We start from the raw sequence: 24168 nt of genomic DNA on the forward strand, positions 1-24168 counted from the left end.
GCCACAGCCTGAGGGTTAAAGTCCTTCGCGCGCCGTGTCCCAAAAGGCCCGCACCAGCGGATCTTCCAGCCGCTTTCTGAGCACCCCGATGCCAAGGTCGAACGGCTTGAGCGCGGGTCTGGGCTCCACAATCCGCACCTTGTCGCCCATCGGGCTGTGATCGATCACCGCTTCGGGCACCAGACCCACGCCACAACCGAGCGCCACCATGGCCACGATCCCCTCGTTACCGGCCACTTCGGCGTAGAGGTTGGGGGAGATGCCTTTGTTGCGAAACCACTGATCAACCCGTTTGCGCGCCAGCCCCTGCTCGGAGAGGATCAGCGGTAACTGCTCCCAGTCCGGTTCGCCGGCTGGAAACCATTGAGCCAGCTGGGGGGCGCTCTTGGGGGCGATAAACACCAGAGGCACCTGGCGCAGGCTGGCAAATTCGAGCTTGGGGGGCAGCGCGTCGGGGCGGGCGGCGATGGCCAGGTCCGCCTCTTCGGCCAGCACCTTGTCCACCGCCAAGGCCGGGTCCCCGGTTTCCAGTTTGATCTCCAGTTGCGGGTGACGACGGCGAAAGCGCTCTAACAGGTCCGGCAACAGGAAGTAGCTGGCCGTGACCGAACAGAAGACCCGCAGCCGCCCTTGCAGCGGCACATCCTGATGGCGCAGCTCTTGGCGCAGATGACGCCACTCCTGCACCAAAGTGCCACCAAATTCGCGCAGCTTCTCGCCGGCCGATGTCAGGCGCACGCTGCGGTTGTCGCGCTCGAACAGCTCGCAGCCAATCTCTTGTTCGAGACGCTGGATGGCACGGCTGAGGGTTGAGGGGCTCACCGCCATGGCATCGGCGGTTTTACCGAAGTGCAGGCTGTTGGCGAGGTGAAGAAAAAGCTCCAGATGACGCAGGTCCATGTTTCATTATCCGCAACAGAACGTTCCGAATATATCAGTTCAAGCAATACCTGTCCCGCGCTATAGTGGCTGAAATCACGCCGAATATCCGGCACGGACGATAGCGAATGGAGCACATGCCATGGCCAACTATTTCAACACCCTGAACCTGCGTCAGCAGCTCGCCCAACTGGGCAAATGCCGTTTCATGAAGCGCGAGGAGTTCGCCGACGGCTGCGCCGTACTCAAGGGCAAGAAGGTGGTGATTGTCGGTTGTGGCGCTCAGGGTCTGAACCAGGGTCTCAACATGCGTGACTCCGGTCTCGACATCTCCTATGCCCTGCGCAAGGCGGCCATCGACGAGAAGCGTGCTTCCTGGAAGAAGGCGACCGACAACGGCTTCAAAGTTGGCACTTATGAAGAGCTGATCCCGACAGCCGATCTGGTGGTTAACCTGACTCCGGACAAGCAGCACTCCGACGTGGTCAAGACCGTTATGCCGCTGATGAAGCAAGGTGCTGCACTCGGTTACTCCCACGGTTTCAACGTGGTCGAGGAAGGTCAGCAAATTCGTCCGGACATCACCGTCGTCATGGTGGCACCGAAGTGCCCGGGTACCGAAGTGCGTGAAGAGTACAAGCGTGGTTTCGGTGTGCCGACCCTGATCGCCGTTCACCCGGAGAACGATCCCAAGGGTGAAGGCATGGCGATTGCCAAGGCGTGGGCCTCTGCGACCGGTGGCGACCGTGCCGGTGTGCTCGAATCCTCTTTCGTGGCCGAAGTAAAATCCGACCTGATGGGCGAACAGACCATCCTGTGCGGCATGCTGCAAGCCGGCTCCCTGCTCTGCTACGACAAGCTGGTGGCTGAAGGCACCGATGCCGCCTACGCCGGCAAGCTGATCCAGTTCGGTTGGGAAACCATCACCGAAGCCCTCAAGCAGGGTGGTATCACCAACATGATGGATCGCCTCTCCAACCCGGCCAAGCTGCGTGCCTTCGAGCTCTCCGAGCAACTGAAGGGTCTGCTGCGTCCGCTGTTCGAGAAGCACATGGATGACATCATCTCCGGCGCGTTCTCTGGCGGCATGATGGCCGACTGGGCTGAAGATGACGTGAAGCTGCTGACCTGGCGCGCCGAAACTGGCAAGAGTGCGTTTGAAAACGCGCCGGTCTTTGAAGGCAAGATTGCCGAGCAAGACTACTTCGATCAGGGCGTGGTGATGGTTGCCATGGTCAAGGCCGGTGTTGAGCTGGCGTTTGAAACCATGGTCGCTAGCGGCATCTACGAAGAGTCCGCTTACTACGAATCGCTGCACGAGCTGCCGCTGATTGCCAACACCGTGGCCCGTAAGCGCCTGTACGAAATGAACGTGGTGATCTCCGATACCGCCGAGTACGGTAACTACCTGTTCTCCTTCGCTGCCGAGCCGTTGCTGCGCGAGAAGTTCATGCCGACTCTGCAAGCTGGCGATCTGGGCAAGCCGGCCACCGCCAGCAATGCCGTGGATAACGCCGCACTGGTCAGCGTTAACGAAGCCATCCGCAACCACCCGATCGAGCAGATCGGCCAGTTGCTGCGTGGCTATATGACCGACATGAAGCGCATCGCCGTGGGTGACTAATCACGGGTTGTGCATCAGGGGAGCTGCGGCTCCCCTTTTTCATGCCTGTGGATTGCCGGAGCGAATGAAGGAGTAGCGCAGCAGATCATCGCGCTGTTGCCAGCCTAGATGTTGCCAGAAGGCGATGGCGCCGTGGTTGTCGACCAGCACGTCGAGGTGGCTCTTGTCTATTCCCTCACGGGCCAGCGCGGCCAGCACCCGCTCCACCAACTGGCGAGCCAACCCCTGACCACGGTGTGCCGGCAAGACCAGCAGATGTTGCAGATAGCCGCGTCGCCCGTCATGGCCGGCCATCAGGCAACCGACGATGTGACCCCCCTGCTCGGCCACAACGCTGAGGCCGGGGTTGCGCAGCAGATAGCGAGCGGTGGCATCGAGATTGTCGGCATCGCGCACGACGACGCCCGGGGTCTGTTCCATCAGACTGAGCAGGGCACTGTGGTCGGCCAGGGTCATCGGCCGTAACTGGTAGGACATGGTGAACTCTCCCTGTGGTTTTGCCTCTTGTAACACGGCCTCGGTCGGCCCTCCAGACCAGATGTGGCATAGCTTTGCCACTTTTTTGCAAGACAGCCGAGCGGGCATGGCCTATGCTGGGCGTTTTTTCGGCGGAGTCGTCTTATGCGCCTTGATCCCTTTACCCTTGTTCTTCTCTCGGTCGTGCTATTGGCCTCGCTCTTTCCCTGTCAGGGGGTCTGGGCGGACATCTTCTCGCAGCTGACCAATGTTGCCATTGCGCTGCTGTTCTTTATGCACGGCGCCAAGCTGACCCGGCAGGCCATCATGGCCGGTATCGGTCACTGGCGGTTGCACTTACTGGTGATGGCCAGCACCTTCGTGCTGTTTCCCTTGCTCGGTCTCTTGTTGCAACCGCTGGCTCCAGCCTGGCTAAGCCCGGAGATCTACCTCGGTTTCCTCTATCTGTGCGCCCTGCCGGCCACGGTTCAGTCCGCTATCGCATTCACCTCGATGGCTGGTGGTAATGTGGCGGCGGCGGTGTGTAGCGCATCGGCCTCCAGCATTCTCGGTATCTTTGTCTCGCCGGTGCTGGTCGGTTTGCTGATCCATGTGCAGGGCGATGGTCCCAGCACCTGGGATGCGATTCAGTCGATCCTGCTGCAACTGATGCTGCCGTTTGTTCTGGGGCACTTGTCGCGTCCGTTGATCGGCGGCTGGGTCGATCGCCACCGCAAGCTGATTGGTAAAACTGACCAGAGTTCGATCCTGCTGGTGGTCTATGTCGCCTTCAGTCATGCGGTGGTTGAAGGCATCTGGCATCGGGTTGGCTGGGGCGATCTGCTGTCGATTTTCCTGGTCAGCAGTCTGTTACTGGCGCTGGTGATCACCATCAACACCCAGCTGGCACGCCGCTTTGGCTTTAACCGGGCGGACGAGATCACCATCGTTTTCTGCGGCTCGAAGAAGAGTCTGGCCAACGGGGTGCCGATGGCCAATGTGCTGTTCCCGGCGGCCACGGTGGGCATCATGCTGTTGCCGCTGATGCTGTTCCACCAGTTGCAATTGATGGTGTGTGCGGCGCTGGCCCGTCGTTATCAGGCGACTGTGGTGAAGGAGGCTTGACCTTACCATCAAGGTAAGGTTTAGGGTGACAGTACCCCCATGGAGAGAAACAGATGCAGAATCGGATGCCCACGCACCTGATCGCCCGGCTGATGCTGGCGTTGCTGCTTGTCTGCAATCTCACGTTTTGTCTCTCCTGGCATGGCGTGCCGGCGCAGCCTGACTCATCGGCTGTCACGGCGTGCCATGCCGGTGCAACCAGTGATGCGGCGGCTGTGGATTGTCCCATGCCGTCGGCGCTGGCCGGCACCCTGAATCAGCTGGCTGCCGGCTTGCCCTGGCTGCTCGTCCCTCTGCTGCTCTGCCTGACCCTGTTTGCACCACCGCTACGCAGTGGTGTTGTGCTGCGCCTGCGTGACGGTCGCGAGCGCGGGGCTCCTCCTCCCTCCTGGCCACGGCGCCATCTCGAGTTGTGCATCCTGCGTAATTGATTGCTCTCTTGCTGTCAGAGCGGTCGGCCTGTGGCCGGCGTATCCCTGTTTTTGCGCAAGAGAATGACGATGCAATCTGAACAACATGCAGCGCGCCCGCTTCGGGCGTGGATACTGCTGGTTGTGGCCCTGTTGGCTGCAACCGGTGGCTATTGGCTGGGCCGTCACCCGTCGGTCCCCCAAGCGGCACAAAGTAAAACGCCCCTTTACTGGGTCAATCCGATGGACCCCAACGACAAGCGACCCGGTCCAGCAAAGGACTCCATGGGCATGGACTTTATCCCGGTCTATCAGGAGGCGCAGGAGCGTGTCAGCTCGCCCGGCACCGTGACCATCGCCCCCGAGATCCAGCAGAACATGGGCGTGCGGCTGGCCGAAGTGACCCGGGCTCCCTGGCAGCAGCAGATCGAGACGGTCGGTTATGTGGGATATGACGAAGAGCGTATCGAAACCCTGACCGCCCGCATGAATGGCTGGATTCGCCGCCTGCATGTGAAAAGCGAAGGGCAGCCGGTCGCGGCCGGCCAGCCGCTCTACGATATCTATTCACCCGACTTGGTAAACGCCCAGAAGGAGTTTCTGATTGCCCGCGCCAGCGGCAATCCGCTGCTGCTCAAGGCCGCTGAAGGCAAGCTGCGGGCGCTCGATATTCCACAAGGGCAGATCGCCAGGCTACAGGCGGGTGGCCAGGTGGAGCAGACCATCCGCATCAGCGCACCACGTAGCGGCTACCTGAGCGATCTGAAGATTCGTGAAGGGCAGTATGTGGAGCCGGCCGATCCGCTGTTTTCATTGGTGTCGCTCGGTGAGGTGTGGGTCAGCGCCGAGTTGTTCGAGCGGCAAGCTGGCATGGTCACGGTGGGCATGCCGGTCAGTATGACCCTCGATTATGTGCCGGGGCGAGTGTGGCAGGGGCGAGTCGATTACGTCTATCCGACCCTGGATGCCGCCACTCGCACGCTCAAGGTGCGGCTGCGCTTTAGTAATCCGGACGGTTTTCTCAAGCCCAACATGTTTGCCTCCCTGCATCTGACCCGGGCGTTTGCTCCCGTGCTGCAAGTACCGGCCGAGGCGGTGATCCGCAGCGGCAGTCAGGACCGGGTGGTGCTGGCGCTTGGCGATGGCCGCTTCAAGTCGGTGGCGGTGCGCTTGGGGGCACGCGAAGGCGAGCTACAGGCCATTGTCGAGGGGGTCGAGGAGGGTGACAAGGTAGTCAGCTCGGCCCAATTTTTGATTGACTCGGAGTCGAGCCAGCGCTCTGACTTCCTGCGCATGAGCGCACTGCGGCCCGATTCGGTCTGGGCCGAAGGCACCATCACGGCCATCGATGGCCGCCATGTCACACTCTCCCATCAGGCTATCCCGCAGTGGCAGTGGCCGGCGATGGAGATGGAGTTTCTGCTGGCGGAGGGGGTCGAGCTGGGCGCACTCAAGGTTGGCAGCCCGCTGCGTTTCGAAATGCACCAGCAGGGAGATGACTATGTTATCAGCGCCATCAAACCGGTTGCTGAGCAGCCCGCCACCGGAGGGCCGTCATAATGATCGCTGCCATTATCCGCTGGTCACTCGGCAACCGCTTTTTGGTGCTGCTGGTGACGGTGTTGTTGACGGCCTGGGGGCTCTGGTCGGTGCGCCAGACACCCGTTGATGCCCTGCCCGATCTCTCTGATGTGCAGGTGATCATCAAGACCAGTTACCCCGGTCAGGCGCCGCAGGTGGTGGAGGATCAGGTCACCTATCCGCTCACCACCGCGCTGCTGTCGGTACCTGGGGCCACGACGGTGCGCGGTTACTCCTTCTTTGGCGACTCGTTTGTGTATGTGCTGTTTGATGACAAGACCGATCTTTACTGGGCGCGGGCACGGGTGCTGGAGTATCTGAGCCAGGTCGCTCCCAATCTGCCGAGCGATGCCAAACCGCAGCTTGGGCCCGATGCGACCGGAGTGGGGTGGGTGTATCAGTATGCGCTGGTCGATCGCAGTGGCCGTCACGATCTGGCTCAGCTCACCTCGCTGCAAAACTGGTTTCTGAAATATGAGCTGCAGACCGTACCGGGGGTGGCGGAAGTGGCTACCGTCGGCGGCATGGTCAAGCAGTATCAGGTGCGGGTCGATCCCGACAAGTTGCGTGCTTACGGCATTCCGCTGTCACTGATCAAAAGTGCCATTGAGGAGGGCAATCAGGAGACTGGCGCCTCGGTCATTGAAATGGCCGAGGCCGAGTACATGGTGCGTGCCAGTGGTTATCTGAACGGGGTTGCGGATCTGCGCAAGATTCCCCTCGGAACCCGAGTGCGCGGTGCGCCGCTCACCTTGGGCGATGTGGCCGAGATCGGTACCGGTCCGCAGATGCGGCGCGGGGTCGCCGAGCTCAATGGCGAAGGGGAGGTGGTCGGCGGCATCATCGTCATGCGTTATGGCGAAAATGCCCAACGCACCATAGACGGCGTCAAAGCACGGCTGGCACAGCTTACATCCAGCCTGCCTGACGGGGTGGAGCTGGTGACCGTCTACGACCGCTCCAGTCTGATCGAGCGTGCCATCGACAACCTGTCGGGCAAGCTGCTGGAAGAGTTTGTGGTGGTCGTGCTGGTGTGTCTGGCGTTCCTGTTTCACCTGCGCTCATCGCTGGTGGTGGTGATCAGCCTGCCGATCGCCATTCTGGTGGCCTTTATTATCATGCACTTGCAGGGTATCAACGCCAACATCATGTCGCTGGGTGGTATTGCTATCGCCATCGGCGCCATGGTGGACGGCGCCATCGTGATGATCGAGAACGTGCACAAACATATGGAGCGCACCGCCCTCACCCGTGAGAACCGCTGGCAGGTGATCTTCGAAGCCAGTGCCGAGGTGGGGCCGGCTATCTTCTTCTCGCTGCTGATCATCACCATGAGTTTCGTGCCGGTGTTTACCCTCGAGGCGCAAGAGGGGCGCATGTTTGCACCGCTGGCTTACACCAAGACTTATGCCATGGCAGCAGCAGCGGCGCTGGCCATCACGCTGGTGCCGGTGCTGATGGGCTACTTCATCCGTGGCCGGGTGCTGGCCGAGCAGGCCAACCCCCTCAACCGCTGGCTGACCCGAGGTTATATCCCCTTGCTCAAGGGCGTGCTGGCCTGGCCCAAAACCACCTTGTTGTTGGCGGGCGTAATCACGGTGGCGGGTCTTTATCCCCTGCAACACCTGGGATCGGAGTTTGTACCGACCCTCGACGAGGGGGATCTCATGTATATGCCGACCACCTACGCCAACCTGTCGGTCGGCAAGGCGCGCGAGCTGTTGCAGCAGACTGACCGTCTGATCCGTACCGTCCCCGAGGTCGAGAGCGTGTTTGGCAAGGCCGGACGCGCCGATACTGCCACCGATCCGGCCGATCTGGTGATGTTTGAAACGGTGCTACAGCTCAAGCCGCGCGATCAGTGGCGCCCCGGCATGACACCGGAGACGCTGCATGCAGAGCTTGACGGCCTGATCCGCTTTCCCGGCCTCACCAACGCCTGGGTTCCCCCCATCAAGACCCGCATCGATATGTTGGCCACGGGCATCAAAACCCCGGTCGGTATCAAGATTGCCGGCCCCGACATCCGCGTGATTGAGCAGATTGGCCGCCAGCTGGAGCAGATCTTACGGCAGGTGCCGGGGCTGGGCTCAGTCTATGCCGAGCGGGTGGCCGGTGGCCGCTACGTCAAGGTCGATATCGACCGACTGCGCGCTGCCCGCTACGGGCTCAATATCGCCGACGTGCAGGCGGTGCTGGCCACCGCCGTGGGTGGGATGGACATAGGGCAAACCATCGAGGGGCGCGAGCGTTACCCCATCAACCTGCGCTACCCACAAACTTACCGCGACTCGCCGGAAGCCCTCGCCAACTTGCCGCTGGTGACGCCGGATGGCGCCCGTATTGCGCTGGCCGATGTGGCGACCATCCGCTTGGCCATCGACGCACCCATGCTGCGCAGTGAAGATGCCCGCCTCAACGGCTGGGTTTATGTGGATGTCAGTGACCGCGACATCGGCTCCTTTGTGGGCGAAGCGCGCAGCCGGGTGGAGCAGTCGCTGGCACTGCCGGCCGGTTATTCTCTTAGCTGGTCCGGTCAGTACGAATATATGGAGCGCGCCAAGGCGCGGCTGGCCTATGTGGTGCCCTTGACCCTCGGCATCATAGTGCTGCTGCTTTATCTGGCGTTTAAGCGCATCAGTGAGGTGCTGATCATTCTCGGCTCGCTGCCGCTGGCTGTAGTGGGTGGCATCTGGACGGTCTGGCTGCTCGGTTTCAACCTCTCGGTTGCCGTGGGGGTGGGCTTTATCGCCTTGGCCGGTGTGGCGGTGGAGACCGGTGTCCTGATGCTGGTCTACCTCAACCATGCTTGGGAAGAGACGTGTATCCGCCATAGCCCCGACCGCCAACGCCTGCACACGGCCGTGATCGAAGGGGCGGCTCTGCGTCTGCGTCCCAAGATGATGACGGTGGTGACTATTATCGTCGGGCTGCTACCCATTATGTGGAGTCAGGGGACCGGCTCTGAAGTGATGCAGCGCGTCGCCGCGCCGATGATTGGCGGCATGGTGAGCGCGCTGGTACTGACGCTGCTGGTGTTGCCAGCCATCTATTTTCTGTGGCGCGGCCGCCGGCTGCGCGCATCTATTGATCTTGAGGAGAAGTAATCATGAAGAGCCTTACCTGGCCGCTGCTGGCGGCCCTGTTGACACTGCCCGCCCTGGCCGACGAGATGAGCATGTCCCATAGCGGGATGGATCACTCTGCAATGCAGGGGAGCATGCAGCCAACCGATGCCGCCAGTCATGGCGTGATCCGCAAGATTGACGGCAACAAACTGACCCTCAAGCACGGACCGCTGACCAATCTGGGCATGCCGGCCATGACCATGACCTTTGAAGCCGTCACCCCGTCCGAGTTAAACGGCTTGCAGGTGGGGGATAAGGTGCGATTTACCGCGCGAACAGAGAACAGCAAGTTGTTGGCAGAAGGGATCGCCAAGGAGTGAATAGAGTGAAAGGGGCTCTCGTCTAAGTGGGCGCACCGGTCATCAACGGCGAAGTAGGTGACCGGTTCGAGGCGGGAGTGTTATCTGACCGGTTATCATCCACCAACGGTAGCCGAATGGGCTCTGATCACCTTTCTTCGTGAGAAGCAGGGCGACTTTTAACAATTCTGGGCTGGGCAGGCCGATGGCGCGTGAGTAATCTGTCATCCTCTGCCCGGGATGGGCTGGTTGGCGACAGGAGCTGGCATGGCCACCTTGAAAGCGATTGCACAGGAAGCCGGCGTGTCGCTTGCGACCGTTTCACGGGTGTTGAACGAAGATCCCACCCTGAGCGTCAAGGAAGAGACTCGCCAGCGCATCGTCGAGATCGCCGAGCGCCTGCAATATCGCACCCAGCTGGCTCGCAAAGGGGTCAGCAAGGGCCGGCTGCACCTGCTGGCCATTTACACCTATCCGCCCGAACGCGAAGTCAACGACCCCTACTATCTGGCCATCCGCTATGGCATCGAGATGCAGGCCCAGCGCCTTGGCATCGGCTTGACCCATCACTATGGTGCGCCGCCCGAGGCCCTGCTCAGCCAGGTGGATGGTGCCCTGGTTGTCGGTGGTCTGGAGCCCGAGCTGCAGCGCTGGCTGGCACAACGACTCTCTCATCTGGTGCTGGTGGACCGCAGCCATTCGGTGCTAAGACCGGCCGCGGATGGCCACGATTCGGTGGATGTCGATCTGGCCCAGATCAGCCAGTTGGTGCTCGATCACTTTGTGGCCAACGGCCATCGCCGGATTGCCTATATCGGTGGTGAGGAGTGCGGCATTGATCTGCGTGAGCAGAGCTTTGCCGATTACGGCCAACGCCTGGGAGTGGTGAGCCAAGAGGATATCTATCGCGGCGAGTTTTCCAGTCAGGCCGGTTATCGTCTGGCGAGCGAGATGCTGGACCGTGACTGTCCGCCCGCCCTGTTTGTTGCGTCGGACTCGCTGGCCATTGGCGTGCTGCGTGCCCTGCATGAGCGAGGCATTCGTATCCCCGAGCAGGTGGAGTTGATCAGCGTTAACGACATTCCTACCGCCAAGTTTACCGTACCACCGCTCTCGACCGTGCGCATCCCGGCCGAGTTGATGGGGGCCCAAGGCGTTAACCTGCTGCTGGAGCGGCTGCGTGATCTGCGCGAGTTACCGCTGCGGGTGCTGGTGCCAAGCCAGCTGATCGTCCGTGGTACCACGCGCTGAATGGGTTTATAGCGAACGCGTCATGCGCAGCAGGTCCCAACGCTCTCCTGCCACCGTCATGCTGGCCGGCTCACGGCTGGTGATGGTAAATCCCAGTGATTGATAGCAGGCTCTGGCCGCCGCGTTGTGCTCAAATACCGCCAGCGTGAAGCGGGTGCAGGCGAAGGTCTGCTCGGCGTGTCGCATAGCCAACTGCAGCATCGGTTTGGCCAGCCCTTTGCCACGCTGGTCGGGGGCGATAAACACCCGGCACAGGCGACAGTGGTGCGGCTCGACCTCAACCAGCTCAATAAACCCGGCCGCTGCGCCATCAACTTGCAGCACCCATGGATGCACCTGCGGCTGGGCGCAGTGGGCCGCGATCTGCTCTGCCGTCAGCGGGAAACGGTAAGTGGGCCCGCCCCACAACACATTCAGCGCCGGGCTATCAATCCAGCGCAGCAGCAGCAGGTAATCCTCTTTGGTAAATGCGGTCAAAATCATCTGATTATCCTTATCGCCCGTAGTTTTCCATGAGTGATGCCGGCCAAGGCTTTTTAAAGTCGGTGCTCACGACTTTATCTTCACTGCCGGTTGGTCGCTCTTAAACAGAAAGTTTATCCAGCCTTTGGTCACGATAAATCTCACGTTCAAGCAGCATCAGCAGGATTGAAGCGACCCATGAACATCAACGGTAGTGATTACACTCTGGCCAAAGTGGGTAAAGAGCTTACCCAGCAATCGGATTCGGAGATAGAAAAGCAGGAGCGGCTGCTGACTATCGCCCAGTCTCTGCTTGGCGAGTTTGGCCATCAATGGAATGCCCACGCGCTGGTTGCCCAGAAGCGGCAAACCCTCAGTCGGATTCTTTACTACAACCAGCTGTATCAGAAAATCCTGGAAGTCCCGGGCGTAATCTGTGAATTCGGTGTGCAGTGGGGGGCAACGCTGACCCAGATGATCAATCTGCGCGGCATGTATGAACCCTATAACGTCAGTCGCAAGATCATCGGCTTTGACACCTTCTCCGGCTTTCCCAATGTGAACGAGAAGGATGGTGGTTTCTCCCGTATTGGCGACTACTCCACAACCGAGAATTACGAGCAGTTGCTCGACGAGATCCTGACCATTCATGAGTCGCTCTCACCGCTCTCTCATATCCGCAAGTTCGAGTTGGTCAAGGGCGACGCCTCGCTGACCATCGAGGATTGGCTAGTGCGAAACCCGCACGCCATCATCTCTATGGCGATCTTCGATATGGATGTCTACAAGCCGACTAAAACCGTGCTGGAAAAAATTATCCCGCGTCTGGTGAAGGGGTCGGTGCTGGTGTTTGACGAACTCAATTGTCAGCACTTCCCGGGGGAAACCCTGGCCGTGCAGGAGGTGCTGGGCCTTAACAACCTGGCTCTGCGTCGTCATCCACACCAGACTTACTGCTCTTGGGCTGTGTTTGGTGAATGATGAAAATCGCCCCGGCTGGTCCGGGGCGTTTTGTTTTAAGGGGATGCTCAGGTTCAGACTATGGTCAGCCGGTGCCGTTCCAGCTGTTTCTGCTCGTTAAGTACCATGATCTTGGTCGCCAGCAGCTCACAGGCGTTGTGGTTATCGCTGTCGAAGATGAACTTGCAGAGCGCCTTGCGCGCCTCAGATTTACTGTCACGGAACAGGGCTTCGCCAAACATCTCGGCGACGTTGTCATGGGTGACGGAGTAGCGAAAAGCGCCCTGGTCCGGTGAGTTGGCGTAGTTGAACTCAGGGCCGTTATCGGTGTCGACAGTCAGGATGGGGCGATCCAGCAGCAGATAGTCGAACACGATGGACGAGTAGTCAGTGACCATGGCTGCAAACGCCTTCATATGCGGATAGATATCCACCGAAGGATCGATCACAAACAGATTGGGTGCCTTGAGCGTCAGGGGTTTGCCCTTGGCAAAGGGGTGTTTTTTGATAAACACCTGAATGTCATGTTGTTGGCAGAATTGCAATATCGCTGTTTGTACGGCCTGATGGTTCAGACCAATGTTCTCGACCCAGGTGGGTGCCAGCAGGATTTTTCGTTGTGGGCTGCGATAGAGGGCGCGCTGCACCGGCGGCGTCAGCTCAGCACCCAGCAGTTCGCGTGGTTTGCTATCGCGTAGCAGCACCTCGTTGCGCGGATAGCCGGCACGGATCAGCTGGCGGGCACCGAAGAACTCATGCCACTTGTCATCGACAAAGGCCGACGGGCTGAGGTAGTAATCGGCCTGGGTGGCACCAATCAACGTCTTGGTTACCTGCAGGGATTCGAGATCCCGCTGGGCAGTGGTGCCCAGATCGATTTTTTTGACGCCGATGCCGTGCCACAACTGGATGGTGAGCGAACCGGCCAGACAGGCCAGCATCATCATGTTGCCGTTGACGCTCTCCAGCGGATTGACGCAGAACACCGAGAGCGTCGCTTCCAGGAAGATCTGATAGGTGAATTTGGGATCGGCGGCGATGTTGAAGGCGGGAATGCCCTGGCGCTTTAGGCTATCAACCAGCGTTGCGTTACCCGAGCACCAGAAGATTCGGTAATCCGGATAGTGCTCCAGCATGTGCAAGAACAGGTACTTGGTGTTGTCGCAGAAGCTGTCTCGACCAAAGAACAGAATCAGCCGCTCTTTCTTCTTCTTTTTCGACAAGGTTTCCAGATCATCGCAGAGCGCAAGAACCGCCGGATTCATGAGAGATACCACCTGGAGTTGAATTATTTGCGAACCAGTACGACCTGTCCGGTGTAACTGGAGGCCATGACCGACAAGGTGCTGCGTGCCACCTGGGTGGCGCTGAGCAGCGTTTCGCTCGGCTCGATACCAAAGTTGCTGCGCCGCATCGGGGTGTCGGTGCGCTCGGGGTTGATGCAATTGACCCGCACCTGATTGCCGAGCCACTCCTCGGAAAGGGCCTGGGTCAGATTGACAATGGCCGCCTTGCTGGAGGAGTAGAGGCTGTAGCCGGCCCGGCCACGGGTGAAGGAGCTGGAGGTGAAGTTGACCAGCATGCCGCGCGATGCTCTCAAGTGCTCGAAGGCGGCGCGGGCGACGTTGATGGCTCCGGTGTAGTTAACCCCGCAACTGGCCGCCACTTCGTGGTCTGATACAAACGAGAGCGGCTTTTTGATCAGCACACCGGCGGTGTTGATGATGTAGTCGATGCGTTTTTCACTGTGGTTGACCGAGGCCAACGCCTCCTGCACGGCCTGATAGGCGGTGATATCGCAGCCATTGCCACGGCTAAAGGCGTAGACGTTGGCGCCAACCTCGCGGCACTGCGCCACCAGTGCGGCACCGATACCGCTACTGCCTCCGAAGATGACCACCACTTTATCGGCTAACGAGCGCTCCAGATGCTCATGATCGGCACTTTCGTGCTCAATCAACCCATCTTTGATGAAGTTGTCCGCCAGATAGAGATCCTGCTGGTGAGTGATCTTGAAGTTCTGCTCTTCACCTTTGACCACATATACCGGCTCACTGGGCAGGTATTTCAGCACGATACCGCAATCGTCCGACGCTACTTTTTCCGGGTCTTCCATAAAGCGCTGGTAGGCACTGCGGATCACCGATTTGCGAAAGGCCTGGGGCGTTTGGCCGCGGGCCAACATACGACGATCCGGAATCGACATGATCTTGTCGCCACGAATCTTGACGATGGTGTCGGTGGGATCGACCACCACATCCACGGCGCCCCATTGCTCAAGGGCGGTGACACAATCCTGAATAATGCGCTGGGAGACAAACGGGCGAACGGCGTCATGGAAGATCAGGTTGCACTCATCCACCTCGCTGGCCTGAATCGCTGACCAGGAGGAGTCATAGCGCTCGCGGCCGCCGCTGATCACTTTGCTCACCTTGCTAAAGTGATGGTCAGTGACCAGCTCGAACACCATATCGAGGTATTCCTGGTTGGTCACGATGATGATCTCGTCGATGCAGGTGGCTTTCTGGAACGCGTCGAGCGTGTAACAGATGACCGGTTTACCCGCCAGCTTGATGAACTGTTTGGGCATGGCCGCCCCGAAACGGGTGCCGGAACCGGCGGCGAGAATAACGGCAATATTTTTCATCTGGTGTGCCCCATCCACGGGTTCTGCCGGTCGGTGCAAACCTTGGCCGGGAGAGGCGCTTGGTCGATCACTGCAACTGACAAAGGCAATCGGATCTTTGTGATGCACAGCGACCAGTCACGCTGAAAAATTGAAAAGGGCGGGGGCTTTTTCTGAGGATTTCGGACCGGTTGTATTGATCCTGTTGTACATCAATCGGTTAGGCTTGGTTATAAAAACGGGGCCTGGCGGCCCCGCTCTGGTTAATTGCGTTTGCGCCAGACGGTGAGCTGGGCCACGGTATGCTGGTATTTGCGGGCGGTTTCGCGAATCACGAAGGGGATGTCGCGTGGCTGGGCAATCTCTTCAAACTGACTGCCGAGCAGGCGCTGCAACGCCTGATGGGTAGTCAGCGCCTCGCCGTTTTCACGAATGCCGCCGAGCCAGTGCGCCTTGGGGGTAAACTCCTCTAGCCAGGTGTAGGGGCTGGTGAGCAGCAAGATGCCACCCGGTCGCAGCCGGTTACCAATGTCTTGTAGGAAGCGCGCCGGTTCACGCAGACGGTCGAGCAGATTGGCGGCCAGCACCAGGTCATAATCGGCATATTTGGGCTTGAGGTTGCAGGCATCCCCTTGGCTAAAGTGAATGCGGCTGGTTGGTTCCAGATCGTGATCGGCCAGCCGCGCTTCACGATACTCCACCAACTCCCCTTCGGTCGGCACCGCATAGCGGAAGCTCTCCTGCCGGGTCAGGGCCAATGCCACATCGATAAAGCGCGCCGAGTAATCGACCCCATCCACATGGGCGAAGTAGCGCGCCAGCTCGAAGCTGGCCCGGCCGACGGCGCAGCCGATATCAAGCGCCCGGCCATGCTGCGCGGCGCTGTCGGCCGCAATCCGTGCCAGCGTCTGTCCGAAGTTGGCGACGCCAAAGTGGCGCGGTCCGTAGTGGAAATCCAGGTATTGGGCGACCAGGGTGTCGGTTTCATACGGGTTGACGCTCTGCGGCTCCTGATAATCGGAAACCAGATAGCGAAAACCGGCATGCTGGAAGAAGTGGCGACGAAACGCATAGCGTGACGAGCGGATAGCTTCGTTACCGGTACTGATCCAGCTGCCGCCCTTCATCAGATTGTGTTTGCCATCGAAGGTGGGAGTGGAGAAGTCATCGTAGAGCGGATGCACTTTGAACCCCTCGAAGCCATCAATCGGGGTGCTGGTCCACTGCCAAACATTGCCGATCAGATCGTAAAATTCACCGCTGGCAAACAGATCGACCGGGCAAGAGGAGGCCCAATACTCCAGATTGATGTTGCCGGGGGCCTGTGGCCAGTGCGGCTGATCCGCCGCGATGCGGCTGCGCAGATGCTGCCACTGCGCCTCGCTCGGCAACTGAACCGACTCTCCAGTGATCTCGCGTTTCCAGCGGCAGAAAGCGGCGGCCTCCAGTTGGTTGACCTCAACCGGCCAGTCCCACGGCATGGGCACCTCATGGGTCATCAGGCGTAGCTGCAATGAGTCCGGCTGGTCAGCGTGACCCACCCAGAAGGTGGGCATGACCGCCTTGGCAAAGCTGCGCCAGCCCCACCCCTCGTCATCCCAGAAGCGGCGTTGGTGATAACCACCGGCTGCCACAAACTCGAAAAACTCGGCATTACTCACCAGCAGTTGACTGGCCTGAAACGGCGCCAGTTCGACCCGCCGCTGGCCATATTCGTTGTCCCAGCCATAGGTGTCGTCGCACTTGCCAAGTTCCACCCCGCCGCCAGCTACTGGCAGCAGGCGATTGGCCGGAACCGAATGACGGTCTTGGCGCGCCTGCGGACAGATTGGCCAAGCTGGTTGTGGCTGCACCCAATCAAGCGGCAGCTGGCGGATCAAGACGCTGGAGGTCTCGAGGTGAATCCGCTCGTGTTCGATGCCCATCAGAATCGCCCACACCGGGCTCTCCCAGCGGATGGGCAGCTCCATCGGCATGTTGTCGATAAAGGCAATGACCCGTGCCCGCACCTGCTGACGGTAATCGCGCAGTGCTGCCACGCTTGGCCAGTCGTAGTTGCGCTCGTCCAGATCATCCCAGCTCATCTCATCGACCCCGATCGCCACCATGGCCTCAATGCGGGCGTCGATACGTTTATCAATCAGGCGGCCAGCCATCAGTTTGTTGATGAAAAAGGCCGCCGTGTGGCCGTAGTAGAAGATCAGCGGGTGGCGCAGGCGGATCGCCTTGATAAACCAGGCGCGCTGGTCGGCCAGGCAGTCGAACAACTGCTCGTAGAGATCGAAGGTTTGGGTGAAGTAATCGAGCAGCTCGCGGCGTTTTTGTTCGGGGTCGTTACCATGCAGCAGCAAGGTGCGGGTCGGTGCAGACAATCCGGGGGCTCTGCTGCGCAGGGAGTAGGCGGAAGTCACGGGCACGGCTCCTTATGCGTGAAGTGATGAATCCACTCTATACGGCGCGAGTGACGTTATTGGGTCAGTGGTATACAGCCGGAACCTGATTCGTGGGGCAGAAACAGGCGTAATGCAGAGCGGCTGTAAAAATAAAACTCTTTAAAATCAATTTACTGTGAGTTTTTTGAAAATTTTTTGCGAAATCAGTTTCAGTTTATCGCCAAGGTCGTCGCTTTGACCATACGGTTTTCTACTTAATGGATTCGCAAGCGGGAGTGCATATGTTCAAAAAGGGACGTTCGGGCACCCACGAGCCAAGAATGTGGCAAGGTGCCGAAGCCGATCGGTTCCCGGTCATGGATCTCCTGCAGGTGGAAGGATCCGCTCACGAGCAGTTGCGCCACGTTAATGCCCAGCGACGCAGCTTTGCCTCCCTGTGCGGTAACTGCATGGGCGTGCTGTTCAATGGCCACGCTTGCCACCTGTCGCTGGCCCCCTTCGCTGCGTGTGAAGCGCCGGGCATCGAAGAGAGTAGTGCTCAAGACATCTGGTTACTGGCGACCGGGGAACAACCCCATGCTGGCCGCCAGCCACAGGCTCTGCTGCAAATCGAACACCTGGAACTGTTCCGCTTGGCGGTACTGTTCTTTGGTGGCCGTCCGCTCGGTACCGAGCGTGAAAATACCAAGCGCTCTCCCACCGATGCCGAAATTCGTCTGCTGCAGCGTCTGCTGCAGCATCAACTCGACATTCTTTCCTCATTGCTTGGCTGGGACGAGCAAAGCTGGGACGTGGGCACTGGCGCTGCGGATCAGCTGCCGGAAGTGGGACGCTGGTTGTGGACCCGGGTTGAAATGAACCTCGGTGAACACAAGGTCGTCTGGCGCCTCTATTGGCCACTGCTGGCCGACAGCAACGATATCCCGGTCGAGAAACTCGACGCCGATCTGCAACTGGCGGTGCATCAGGTCCCAGTGCGTTTGCAGGTCGTTATGCAGCAGTGGAACATGAATCTGGCTGAGGTGAGCGAACTCACGGTCGGGGACACGCTGAGCCTCGATCTGAGCGAACCGCTGCCGGCTCGTCTCGGCGCGCAAACCTGTCTGCGCGGCAATATCGCCGAACATCAGGGCAATCTGGTGTTTCAGGTCACTGACCTGTGATTGTTAAGGATGAATGTGAATGAAACAGAATGATGAGTCGCTGATGGATCTGGGGTTGGATGGACTGGATGGCCTGTTCGAGAAACAGGACGAGGTCGATCTCTCCAATGCGGCGGCCACTAACGGCAGCCGCAACCGCGATCTGCGCTTTTTCCGTCAGATCCCGGTCAAGGTGACCTTGGAAGTGGCCAGTACCGAACTGCCGCTCGGCGAACTGATGCAGGCTGGTAAAGGGACCGTGCTGGCCCTCGACAAACAGGCAGGCGCTCCGCTGGATGTGCGGGTTAACGGCCATCTGCTGGCACGTGGCGAAGTGGTGCTGGTCAATGGCAAATACGGTCTGCGTCTGACCGAGATTGTGGACGAGCAACTGCTGGATGACCTGGATGCTTAACCGGGTTGCCCACCGGCTTGGCCGGTGGTTGCCGTTACTGGCTCTGTTGCTACTGGCAGTGCCGAGTCAGGCGGCGGATGTGTCGCTGTTCTCGGTATCACCCGGTGCCGATGGTGGGCAGGACTACCACGTCAAACTGCAGATCCTGTTCTTCATGACCTTGCTCGGCTTGCTGCCGAGCTTGTTGCTGATGATGACCAGCTTTACCCGCATCATCATCGTGCTGGCGATTTTGCGTCAGGCGCTGGGTCTGCAGTCGAGCCCGCCGAACCGGGTATTGCTCGGGATTGCACTGGCGTTGACCCTGCTCATCATGCGTCCGGTCTGGCAGCAGGTATACACCGAGGCGTTTGTTCCTTATGACCAAGGGACCATGACGCTGTCGGCCGCCATTGAAAAGGCGGAAGTGCCGCTACGCCGTTTTATGCTGACTCAGACCCGTGAAAACGACCTGGAACAGGTGCTGCGCATCGCTCAGGAGCCGCTGACCCTGAAGCCGGATGAGGTGCCGTTTGGTGTCCTGATGCCGGCTTTTGTGCTGAGTGAACTCAACACCGCCTTCCAGATCGGTTTCATGCTGTTTATCCCGTTTCTGGTTATCGACCTGGTGGTGGCGAGCGTGCTGATGGCGATGGGGATGATGATGCTGTCGCCGCTGGTTATCTCGTTGCCATTCAAGCTGATGGTATTCGTGATGGTGGATGGCTGGGCGCTGACGGTCGGCTCGCTGGCTGCCAGCTTTGGGGATATTGGACGATGACTCCGGAGCAGTGCGCCGAGCTGGTGCGCCAAGGGGTCAGTCTTATCATCGTACTGGTGCTGGTACTGATTGTGCCGAGTCTGCTGGTGGGATTGCTGGTCAGCATTGTGCAAACCGCGACCCAGATTCAGGAGCAGACCTTAAGTTTCCTGCCGCGTCTGACCGTGACCTTGCTGACGCTGCTGTTTACCGGGCCCTGGATATTGCGCCAGTTTGACGCCCTGTTTCACGAGATTTTCGTAAGCATACCGGGAGTTATCAGCTGATGGGGGGCTGGCAGTTGCCTGATGCTGCCACCCTAGCGACCTGGATTGGTCTCTGGTGGTGGCCATTTGTGCGCCTGTCGGCTGCCTTTTGGGCCATGCCTCTGCTGGGCGATTTCACCGTTAACGTGCGGGTGCGCATCATTCTGGCCTTCCTGCTTGCCTTGCTGGTGGCACCGCTGCACCAGGTGCCGCTGCCTGCCGTTGACCCTCTCTCACCCGAGACGGCACTGCTGACGTTGGCCCAGATCCTGTTTGGCGCCCTGTTTGGTTCGGGTGTGCGTTGCTTGTTCTGGCTACTTGGATTGACGGGGCAGGTCATTTCCCAGCAGATGGGGCTGGCTATGGCAGTGATGAACGATCCTGTAAATGGCCAAAGTACCCCTGTTATGGCGAGCTTACTGAATATTTTGTGTGGGCTACTGTTTCTCACCATGAATGGGCATCTTGTCGTTCTGGATCTGTTAGTCAATAGCTTGCGCCTGTGGCCGCCGGGCAGCTCAATTTACTTGCTCGGGCTGGATCAGGTGTGGCGACTGGTGGCCTGGTTCTTTACCGGTGCCATGACGCTGGCACTGCCGGCAGTGATCGCCATGTTGCTGGTCAACCTGGCATTCGGGGTGATGAACCGGACCGCTCCGGCATTCAATATTTTGTCACTGGGCTTTCCGCTGAGCATGATCGTCGGTTTGTTCGCTTTTTTGCTCACCTTTAGCGGTATTCCCGGCGTCTATCTGGAGCTGGTTGAGGGCATGCTCTCCCATCTGGCCCAGTTTACCGGGGGGCGTTAGCCCATGTCCGAATCGCAGAACCGCAGCGAAAAGGCGACCCCCAGACGACTGCGCCAAGCTCGGCGCAAGGGGCAGGTCGCCCGTTCACGGGAACTGGTGAGTGCAGGTCTGATGCTGCTTGGCAGTCTCTGCCTGAATGCCTGGGCCGGCACCTTTGGTAATTTTTTTATCGCCCAGATGCGCAGCCAGTTCACCATTGATGCGGCAGCGGCGCGAACTCCGGGCGTGATGGTCAGTCGCTTTGGCGATGCCCTTCTCGACATGCTGGGACTGCTCATCCCGCCACTGGGCCTGCTCGCCATCGCGGTGGCTTTTCTCGGCATCCTGCCCGGTGGGGCCGTGCTGGTATGGGACAATCTGCTGCCCAAGGGCTCCCGGCTCAATCCGTTGACCGGTCTTGGACGCGTATTCTCAGTGCGCAGCTGGGTCGAAGCGGGAAAAGCACTGCTCAAGGTGCTGCTGGTGGGCAGTGTGCTCTGGATTGTGCTGCATCAAAATAGCGCCACGTTGGTCGGTATGAGCCGGGCATCCTTCCCGGTGGCTATGCACCGCGGGTTGCAGATTCTGGCCGAAGCCTGGTTGTTCATGGCCATCCTGCTGGGGCTGATTGCCGTCATCGACGTGCCATTCCAGCAGTGGCAGCTGCTCAAGGGGCTGCGCATGAGCAAGCAGGATATCAAGGAAGAGCGACAAAGCGTCGAAGGGCGACCGGAAGTGAAGATGCGGATTCGCCGCATGCAGGTGGCGCTCTCCCGCTCGCAGCTGAAGCGACGCCTGCCGAAAGCTGATGTGGTGCTGGTCAACCCGACCCACTACTCGGTCGCGCTGCGTTATGACCCCAAGAAAGCCAAGGCGCCCTATGTGGTGGCCAAGGGGATCGACGAGATGGCGCTGCGCATTCGGGAACTGGCAGCAGAAATGGACAAACCGGTACTGGCTCTGCCCGAGTTGGCGCGGGCTGTGTACTACTCGACGCGGGTCGATCAGGAGATCCCGTCGTCCCTGTATAACGCGGTGGCTCAGGTATTGAGCCACGTCATGCAACTGAAAGCCTATCGGGATGGTCGGGGCAAACAGCCCAGACCGCTGGCTAATCTGCCAGTCCCGGTGCAACTTCTGAAGGAACGAGGTAAGTCGTGAATTGGCGTAGTCTGACCAAATCCTATACCGGTGTGCCGTTGATGATACTGGCCGTCTTGGCAATGGTGATCCTGCCATTGCCGGCCTGGTTGCTCGATGCGCTGTTCACTTTCAACATCGTACTGGCGTTGCTGGTGCTGCTGGTGTCGGTATCGGCCCGCCGGCCACTCGACTTCTCGCTGTTCCCGACGGTGCTCTTGATCGCCACCCTGATGCGCTTGTCACTCAACGTCGCCTCAACCCGGGTGGTGCTGCTGCATGGCCAGAATGGCGCCGATGCTGCCGGTAAGGTCATCCAGTCATTCGGTGAGGTGGTGGTTGGCGGCAACTACGTCGTCGGCTTGGTGGTTTTCGTCATCCTGATGGTGATCAACTTCGTGGTTATCACCAAGGGTGGTGAGCGGATCTCCGAAGTGTCGGCACGTTTTACTCTGGATGCGATGCCCGGTAAGCAGATGGCGATCGACGCCGATCTGAATGCCGGTTTGCTCGACCAGAAGGGCGCCAAGGCCCGCCGGGCCGAGATCGCCCGTGAAGCAGACTTCTACGGGGCGATGGACGGTGCTTCCAAGTTTGTGCGCGGCGATGCCATCGCCGGCATGCTGGTACTGCTCATCAACATGCTCGGCGGTCTCTGTATCGGTATCTTCCAGCACGATATGGCAGCCGCCGACGCCTTCCAGCGCTATGCCCTGCTGACTATCGGTGATGGTCTGGTGGCCCAGATCCCGTCCCTGCTGATGTCGACGGCGGCGGCCATCATCGTGACCCGCGTCAACGATGAAGGTGAGATGAGCGACCTGATGGGTCGTCAGTTGCTGGCATCGCCACGGGTCATGATCACCGCGGCCGGTGTCATGATGGTGCTGGGTCTGGTGCCCGGCATGCCGACACTGGCCTTCCTCTCTTTTGCCGCCGTACTGGCTTACTCCGGCTGGCGTTCCCATCAGGACCAGCTGCGCCGCGAGAGTCTGGAAGAGGCAGAGGCGTTGGTGGAGCGCAAAGCCGAAGCGCCCCGTGAAACCCTGGAGTGGCAGGATCTCCCCTTCCTCGACCCGATTGTTGTGGACCTGGGCTACCGCTTGGTACGACTGGCCGATAAAGAGAAGGGCGCCGAGTTACTGCAACGGGTGCGCGGTATTCGCAAAACCCTCTCCGAGCAATATGGATTCCTGCTGCCGGAAATCCGGGTCAAAGACAACCTGCAGCTCAAGCCGGATCAATATCAGGTGCGGTTGGCCGGTGTCCCGGTGGCGGATGGCCGCATCGAACCGGAGCGCCTGATGGCGATCAACAGCGGTGAGGTGTATGGCAAACTCGATGGCATTTTGGCCCGTGATCCGGCCTATGACATGGATGCCGTCTGGATTGAATCAGCCGATCGCGCCAAAGCACTCAATATGGGATATTCGGTGGTTGAGCCTGCATCGGTTATTGCGACACATGTCAGCAAGGTGATGCGGGAGAATATGGAGGAGTTGTTCGGTCATGAGGAAATTGGCAAATGGCACGAGCGGCTGGCGGCGATTGCACCCAAATTATCGGAGTCACTTAACGCCGCATTAACGCCTATGCAACAGCTCCGTGTGCTGCGTTATTTGTTGCGGGAACAGATTAGTCTGGTAGATATCAAGGCGATTGCTACCAGTATTCTGGATAGTAGCGAAAATACCAAAGATCCTATTGTTTTGGCCTCGGATGTTCGTTGTGTATTACGTCGCTCACTGTTGCGGCAATTAATGCGCGACCGCAGTAAGTTGGCTGGTTTTACCTTGGAAGAGCGCCTCGAACAAACTCTGTTAACAGCCTTGCGTCAAGCGCAGCAACAGGGGAAAGTAGCCCTTGATTCATTCCCGATTGAACCTCAATTACTGGCGCAGTTGCAGCAACGCATGCCAGGTATTAAAGAGCAGATGCAGCGTAAGGGATTACCGCCGGTGCTGGTCGTTATGCCCCAGCTGAGACCCCTTTTGGCGCGCTATTCCCGAACCTTTGCCAAGGGGTTGCATGTGCTCTCCTACAATGAAATTGGTGACTCGGTGCAGTTGGATGTGTTGGGTTCATTGGGCTAATGGATAGCCCCATTATGATGTATTTATTAATAGCCATATTCTGATGAAATATTATCTTTCGGAGATGGCTATTAGCTAATCAAATTGTCAAAAAAACAAATTATTATATATCGGCATAGGTATTATGCACTTGAGTCTTCTTAACGCAAAAATTACACTTGGGGTTGTTTTCTTATCTAATAATAACTCATAACATGCACTTTCTCCGGCAAAGTGCGTTTTTTAAACCATCCCAAAATTCATTTTGGGCAAACTGCATCGAAAGGGCAGGGCGCAAAGCTTCCGGTCTACCGCCTGAAAAGGTCATGACAGCGGGGTTGCCAGATAGCACGGATATCTGTCGATGATTTCCTGATTTAAATCGGGAGATCTCTCTGTGGAATGTGGCTGT

General features: G+C 59.0%; 21 protein-coding genes and 1 riboswitch. Of the genes, 15 read left to right on the forward strand and 6 right to left on the reverse strand.

All coding sequences use genetic code 11. The features are described 5' to 3' along the window. Positions 1-15: 15 nt before the first annotated feature. Entirely contained in the window at positions 16-900 is an 885-nt protein-coding gene (gene ilvY, locus BW958_RS13340; protein WP_076576244.1) for an HTH-type transcriptional activator IlvY, read from the reverse strand. Positions 901-1021: 121 nt separating this feature from the next. On the opposite strand from ilvY, the gene ilvC reads away from it, so the two are divergent. Further along, entirely contained in the window at positions 1022-2503 is a 1482-nt protein-coding gene (ilvC, locus tag BW958_RS13345; RefSeq protein ID WP_076576245.1) for a ketol-acid reductoisomerase, read from the forward strand. A 39-nt stretch (positions 2504-2542) separates the two neighbouring features. On the opposite strand, the gene BW958_RS13350 is transcribed toward ilvC, so the two are convergent. After that, complete coding sequence (locus tag BW958_RS13350) at positions 2543-2980, reverse strand: GNAT family N-acetyltransferase (protein ID WP_218641773.1); 438 nt, start codon at positions 2978-2980, stop codon at positions 2543-2545. 144 nt (positions 2981-3124) lie between these two features. Between BW958_RS13350 and BW958_RS13355 the strand changes: the two genes are divergently transcribed. The 6 genes from BW958_RS13355 (at position 3125) to ebgR (ending at position 10753) form a co-directional block, all read left to right on the forward strand. Then, on the forward strand, positions 3125-4084 hold the full coding sequence (locus tag BW958_RS13355) for a bile acid:sodium symporter family protein (protein WP_076576246.1): 960 nt from the start codon (positions 3125-3127) through the stop codon (positions 4082-4084). A gap of 53 nt (positions 4085-4137) precedes the next feature. Further along, entirely contained in the window at positions 4138-4515 is a 378-nt protein-coding gene (locus BW958_RS13360; protein WP_076576247.1) for a hypothetical protein, read from the forward strand. 69 nt (positions 4516-4584) lie between these two features. After that, on the forward strand, positions 4585-6054 hold the full coding sequence (locus BW958_RS13365; RefSeq protein ID WP_076576248.1) for an efflux RND transporter periplasmic adaptor subunit: 1470 nt from the start codon (positions 4585-4587) through the stop codon (positions 6052-6054). Beyond that, positions 6054-9182 (forward strand): efflux RND transporter permease subunit, encoded by a 3129-nt coding sequence (locus BW958_RS13370; protein ID WP_076576249.1) that lies wholly within the window; start codon positions 6054-6056, stop codon positions 9180-9182. Before BW958_RS13365 ends, BW958_RS13370 begins: the two co-directional genes overlap by 1 nt. Before the next feature lie 2 nt (positions 9183-9184). After that, positions 9185-9523, forward strand: coding sequence for a copper-binding protein (locus BW958_RS13375; RefSeq protein WP_076576250.1), 339 nt, complete (start codon positions 9185-9187; stop codon positions 9521-9523). Positions 9524-9769: 246 nt separating this feature from the next. Further along, positions 9770-10753, forward strand: a complete 984-nt coding sequence (ebgR, locus tag BW958_RS13380; protein WP_076576251.1) for a transcriptional regulator EbgR — start codon at positions 9770-9772, stop codon at positions 10751-10753. Between the two features lie 6 nt (positions 10754-10759). Here ebgR and BW958_RS13385 read toward each other — a convergent pair whose 3' ends face one another. Beyond that, entirely contained in the window at positions 10760-11236 is a 477-nt protein-coding gene (locus tag BW958_RS13385; RefSeq protein WP_076576252.1) for a GNAT family N-acetyltransferase, read from the reverse strand. A gap of 177 nt (positions 11237-11413) precedes the next feature. On the opposite strand from BW958_RS13385, the gene BW958_RS13390 reads away from it, so the two are divergent. Further along, positions 11414-12196: a TylF/MycF/NovP-related O-methyltransferase gene (locus BW958_RS13390; protein ID WP_076576253.1), complete on the forward strand. Its 783-nt coding sequence runs from the start codon at positions 11414-11416 to the stop codon at positions 12194-12196. A 53-nt stretch (positions 12197-12249) separates the two neighbouring features. Here BW958_RS13390 and BW958_RS13395 read toward each other — a convergent pair whose 3' ends face one another. The 3 genes from BW958_RS13395 to ovoA form a co-directional block, all read right to left on the reverse strand. Then, the gene (locus BW958_RS13395) at positions 12250-13440 is read right to left on the reverse strand and encodes a CDP-glycerol glycerophosphotransferase family protein (protein WP_076576254.1); all 1191 of its coding nucleotides are present in this window, start codon (positions 13438-13440) and stop codon (positions 12250-12252) included. A 23-nt stretch (positions 13441-13463) separates the two neighbouring features. Then, on the reverse strand, positions 13464-14822 hold the full coding sequence (locus BW958_RS13400; protein ID WP_076576255.1) for a bifunctional cytidylyltransferase/SDR family oxidoreductase: 1359 nt from the start codon (positions 14820-14822) through the stop codon (positions 13464-13466). 242 nt (positions 14823-15064) lie between these two features. Further along, positions 15065-17212: a 5-histidylcysteine sulfoxide synthase gene (gene ovoA / locus BW958_RS13405; RefSeq protein ID WP_076576256.1), complete on the reverse strand. Its 2148-nt coding sequence runs from the start codon at positions 17210-17212 to the stop codon at positions 15065-15067. 263 nt (positions 17213-17475) lie between these two features. On the opposite strand from ovoA, the gene BW958_RS13410 reads away from it, so the two are divergent. From BW958_RS13410 to flhA, 7 genes are read left to right on the forward strand one after another with little or no spacing between them, the layout of a single operon-like run. Further along, positions 17476-18357 carry a FliM/FliN family flagellar motor C-terminal domain-containing protein gene (locus BW958_RS13410; protein WP_179078857.1) on the forward strand — a complete coding sequence of 294 codons (882 nt, stop codon included), beginning with the start codon at positions 17476-17478 and terminating at the stop codon, positions 18355-18357. Between the two features lie 19 nt (positions 18358-18376). Continuing rightward, complete coding sequence (gene fliN, locus BW958_RS13415; RefSeq protein ID WP_076576258.1) at positions 18377-18751, forward strand: flagellar motor switch protein FliN; 375 nt, start codon at positions 18377-18379, stop codon at positions 18749-18751. Next, positions 18744-19511 carry a flagellar type III secretion system pore protein FliP gene (gene fliP / locus BW958_RS13420; RefSeq protein WP_076576259.1) on the forward strand — a complete coding sequence of 256 codons (768 nt, stop codon included), beginning with the start codon at positions 18744-18746 and terminating at the stop codon, positions 19509-19511. The genes fliN and fliP overlap by 8 nt, the downstream gene beginning before the upstream one ends. Beyond that, complete coding sequence (locus BW958_RS13425) at positions 19508-19777, forward strand: flagellar biosynthetic protein FliQ (protein WP_076576260.1); 270 nt, start codon at positions 19508-19510, stop codon at positions 19775-19777. The genes fliP and BW958_RS13425 overlap by 4 nt, the downstream gene beginning before the upstream one ends. Beyond that, positions 19777-20565, forward strand: coding sequence for a flagellar biosynthetic protein FliR (gene fliR / locus BW958_RS13430; protein WP_076576261.1), 789 nt, complete (start codon positions 19777-19779; stop codon positions 20563-20565). Before BW958_RS13425 ends, fliR begins: the two co-directional genes overlap by 1 nt. A 3-nt stretch (positions 20566-20568) precedes the next feature. After that, the gene (locus BW958_RS13435; RefSeq protein WP_076576262.1) at positions 20569-21705 is read left to right on the forward strand and encodes an EscU/YscU/HrcU family type III secretion system export apparatus switch protein; all 1137 of its coding nucleotides are present in this window, start codon (positions 20569-20571) and stop codon (positions 21703-21705) included. Beyond that, positions 21702-23777 carry a flagellar biosynthesis protein FlhA gene (flhA, locus tag BW958_RS13440; protein WP_076576263.1) on the forward strand — a complete coding sequence of 692 codons (2076 nt, stop codon included), beginning with the start codon at positions 21702-21704 and terminating at the stop codon, positions 23775-23777. The genes BW958_RS13435 and flhA overlap by 4 nt, the downstream gene beginning before the upstream one ends. Positions 23778-24014: 237 nt before the next feature. Continuing rightward, positions 24015-24102: riboswitch (cyclic di-GMP riboswitch) on the forward strand. The last annotated feature ends 66 nt before the right edge of the window (positions 24103-24168 follow it).

The sequence above is a fragment of the Aeromonas sp. RU39B genome, assembly GCF_900156095.1.
Lineage (GTDB): Bacteria > Pseudomonadota > Gammaproteobacteria > Enterobacterales > Aeromonadaceae > Aeromonas.

Coding starts and splice junctions, on each gene's coding strand:
- fliR (WP_076576261.1), top strand. CDS start 19,777: ATGGGGGGCTGGCAGTTGCCTGATGCTGCCACCCTAGCGACCTGGATT.
- BW958_RS13350 (WP_218641773.1), bottom strand. CDS start 2,980: ATGTCCTACCAGTTACGGCCGATGACCCTGGCCGACCACAGTGCCCTG.
- BW958_RS13395 (WP_076576254.1), bottom strand. CDS start 13,440: ATGAATCCGGCGGTTCTTGCGCTCTGCGATGATCTGGAAACCTTGTCG.
- BW958_RS13400 (WP_076576255.1), bottom strand. CDS start 14,822: ATGAAAAATATTGCCGTTATTCTCGCCGCCGGTTCCGGCACCCGTTTC.
- fliP (WP_076576259.1), top strand. CDS start 18,744: ATGCTTAACCGGGTTGCCCACCGGCTTGGCCGGTGGTTGCCGTTACTG.
- ilvY (WP_076576244.1), bottom strand. CDS start 900: ATGGACCTGCGTCATCTGGAGCTTTTTCTTCACCTCGCCAACAGCCTG.
- BW958_RS13425 (WP_076576260.1), top strand. CDS start 19,508: ATGACTCCGGAGCAGTGCGCCGAGCTGGTGCGCCAAGGGGTCAGTCTT.
- BW958_RS13410 (WP_179078857.1), top strand. CDS start 17,476: ATGTTCAAAAAGGGACGTTCGGGCACCCACGAGCCAAGAATGTGGCAA.
- BW958_RS13365 (WP_076576248.1), top strand. CDS start 4,585: ATGCAATCTGAACAACATGCAGCGCGCCCGCTTCGGGCGTGGATACTG.
- BW958_RS13375 (WP_076576250.1), top strand. CDS start 9,185: ATGAAGAGCCTTACCTGGCCGCTGCTGGCGGCCCTGTTGACACTGCCC.
- BW958_RS13355 (WP_076576246.1), top strand. CDS start 3,125: ATGCGCCTTGATCCCTTTACCCTTGTTCTTCTCTCGGTCGTGCTATTG.
- BW958_RS13390 (WP_076576253.1), top strand. CDS start 11,414: ATGAACATCAACGGTAGTGATTACACTCTGGCCAAAGTGGGTAAAGAG.
- BW958_RS13385 (WP_076576252.1), bottom strand. CDS start 11,236: ATGATTTTGACCGCATTTACCAAAGAGGATTACCTGCTGCTGCTGCGC.
- BW958_RS13370 (WP_076576249.1), top strand. CDS start 6,054: ATGATCGCTGCCATTATCCGCTGGTCACTCGGCAACCGCTTTTTGGTG.
- BW958_RS13435 (WP_076576262.1), top strand. CDS start 20,569: ATGTCCGAATCGCAGAACCGCAGCGAAAAGGCGACCCCCAGACGACTG.
- ebgR (WP_076576251.1), top strand. CDS start 9,770: ATGGCCACCTTGAAAGCGATTGCACAGGAAGCCGGCGTGTCGCTTGCG.
- BW958_RS13360 (WP_076576247.1), top strand. CDS start 4,138: ATGCAGAATCGGATGCCCACGCACCTGATCGCCCGGCTGATGCTGGCG.
- fliN (WP_076576258.1), top strand. CDS start 18,377: ATGAAACAGAATGATGAGTCGCTGATGGATCTGGGGTTGGATGGACTG.
- ilvC (WP_076576245.1), top strand. CDS start 1,022: ATGGCCAACTATTTCAACACCCTGAACCTGCGTCAGCAGCTCGCCCAA.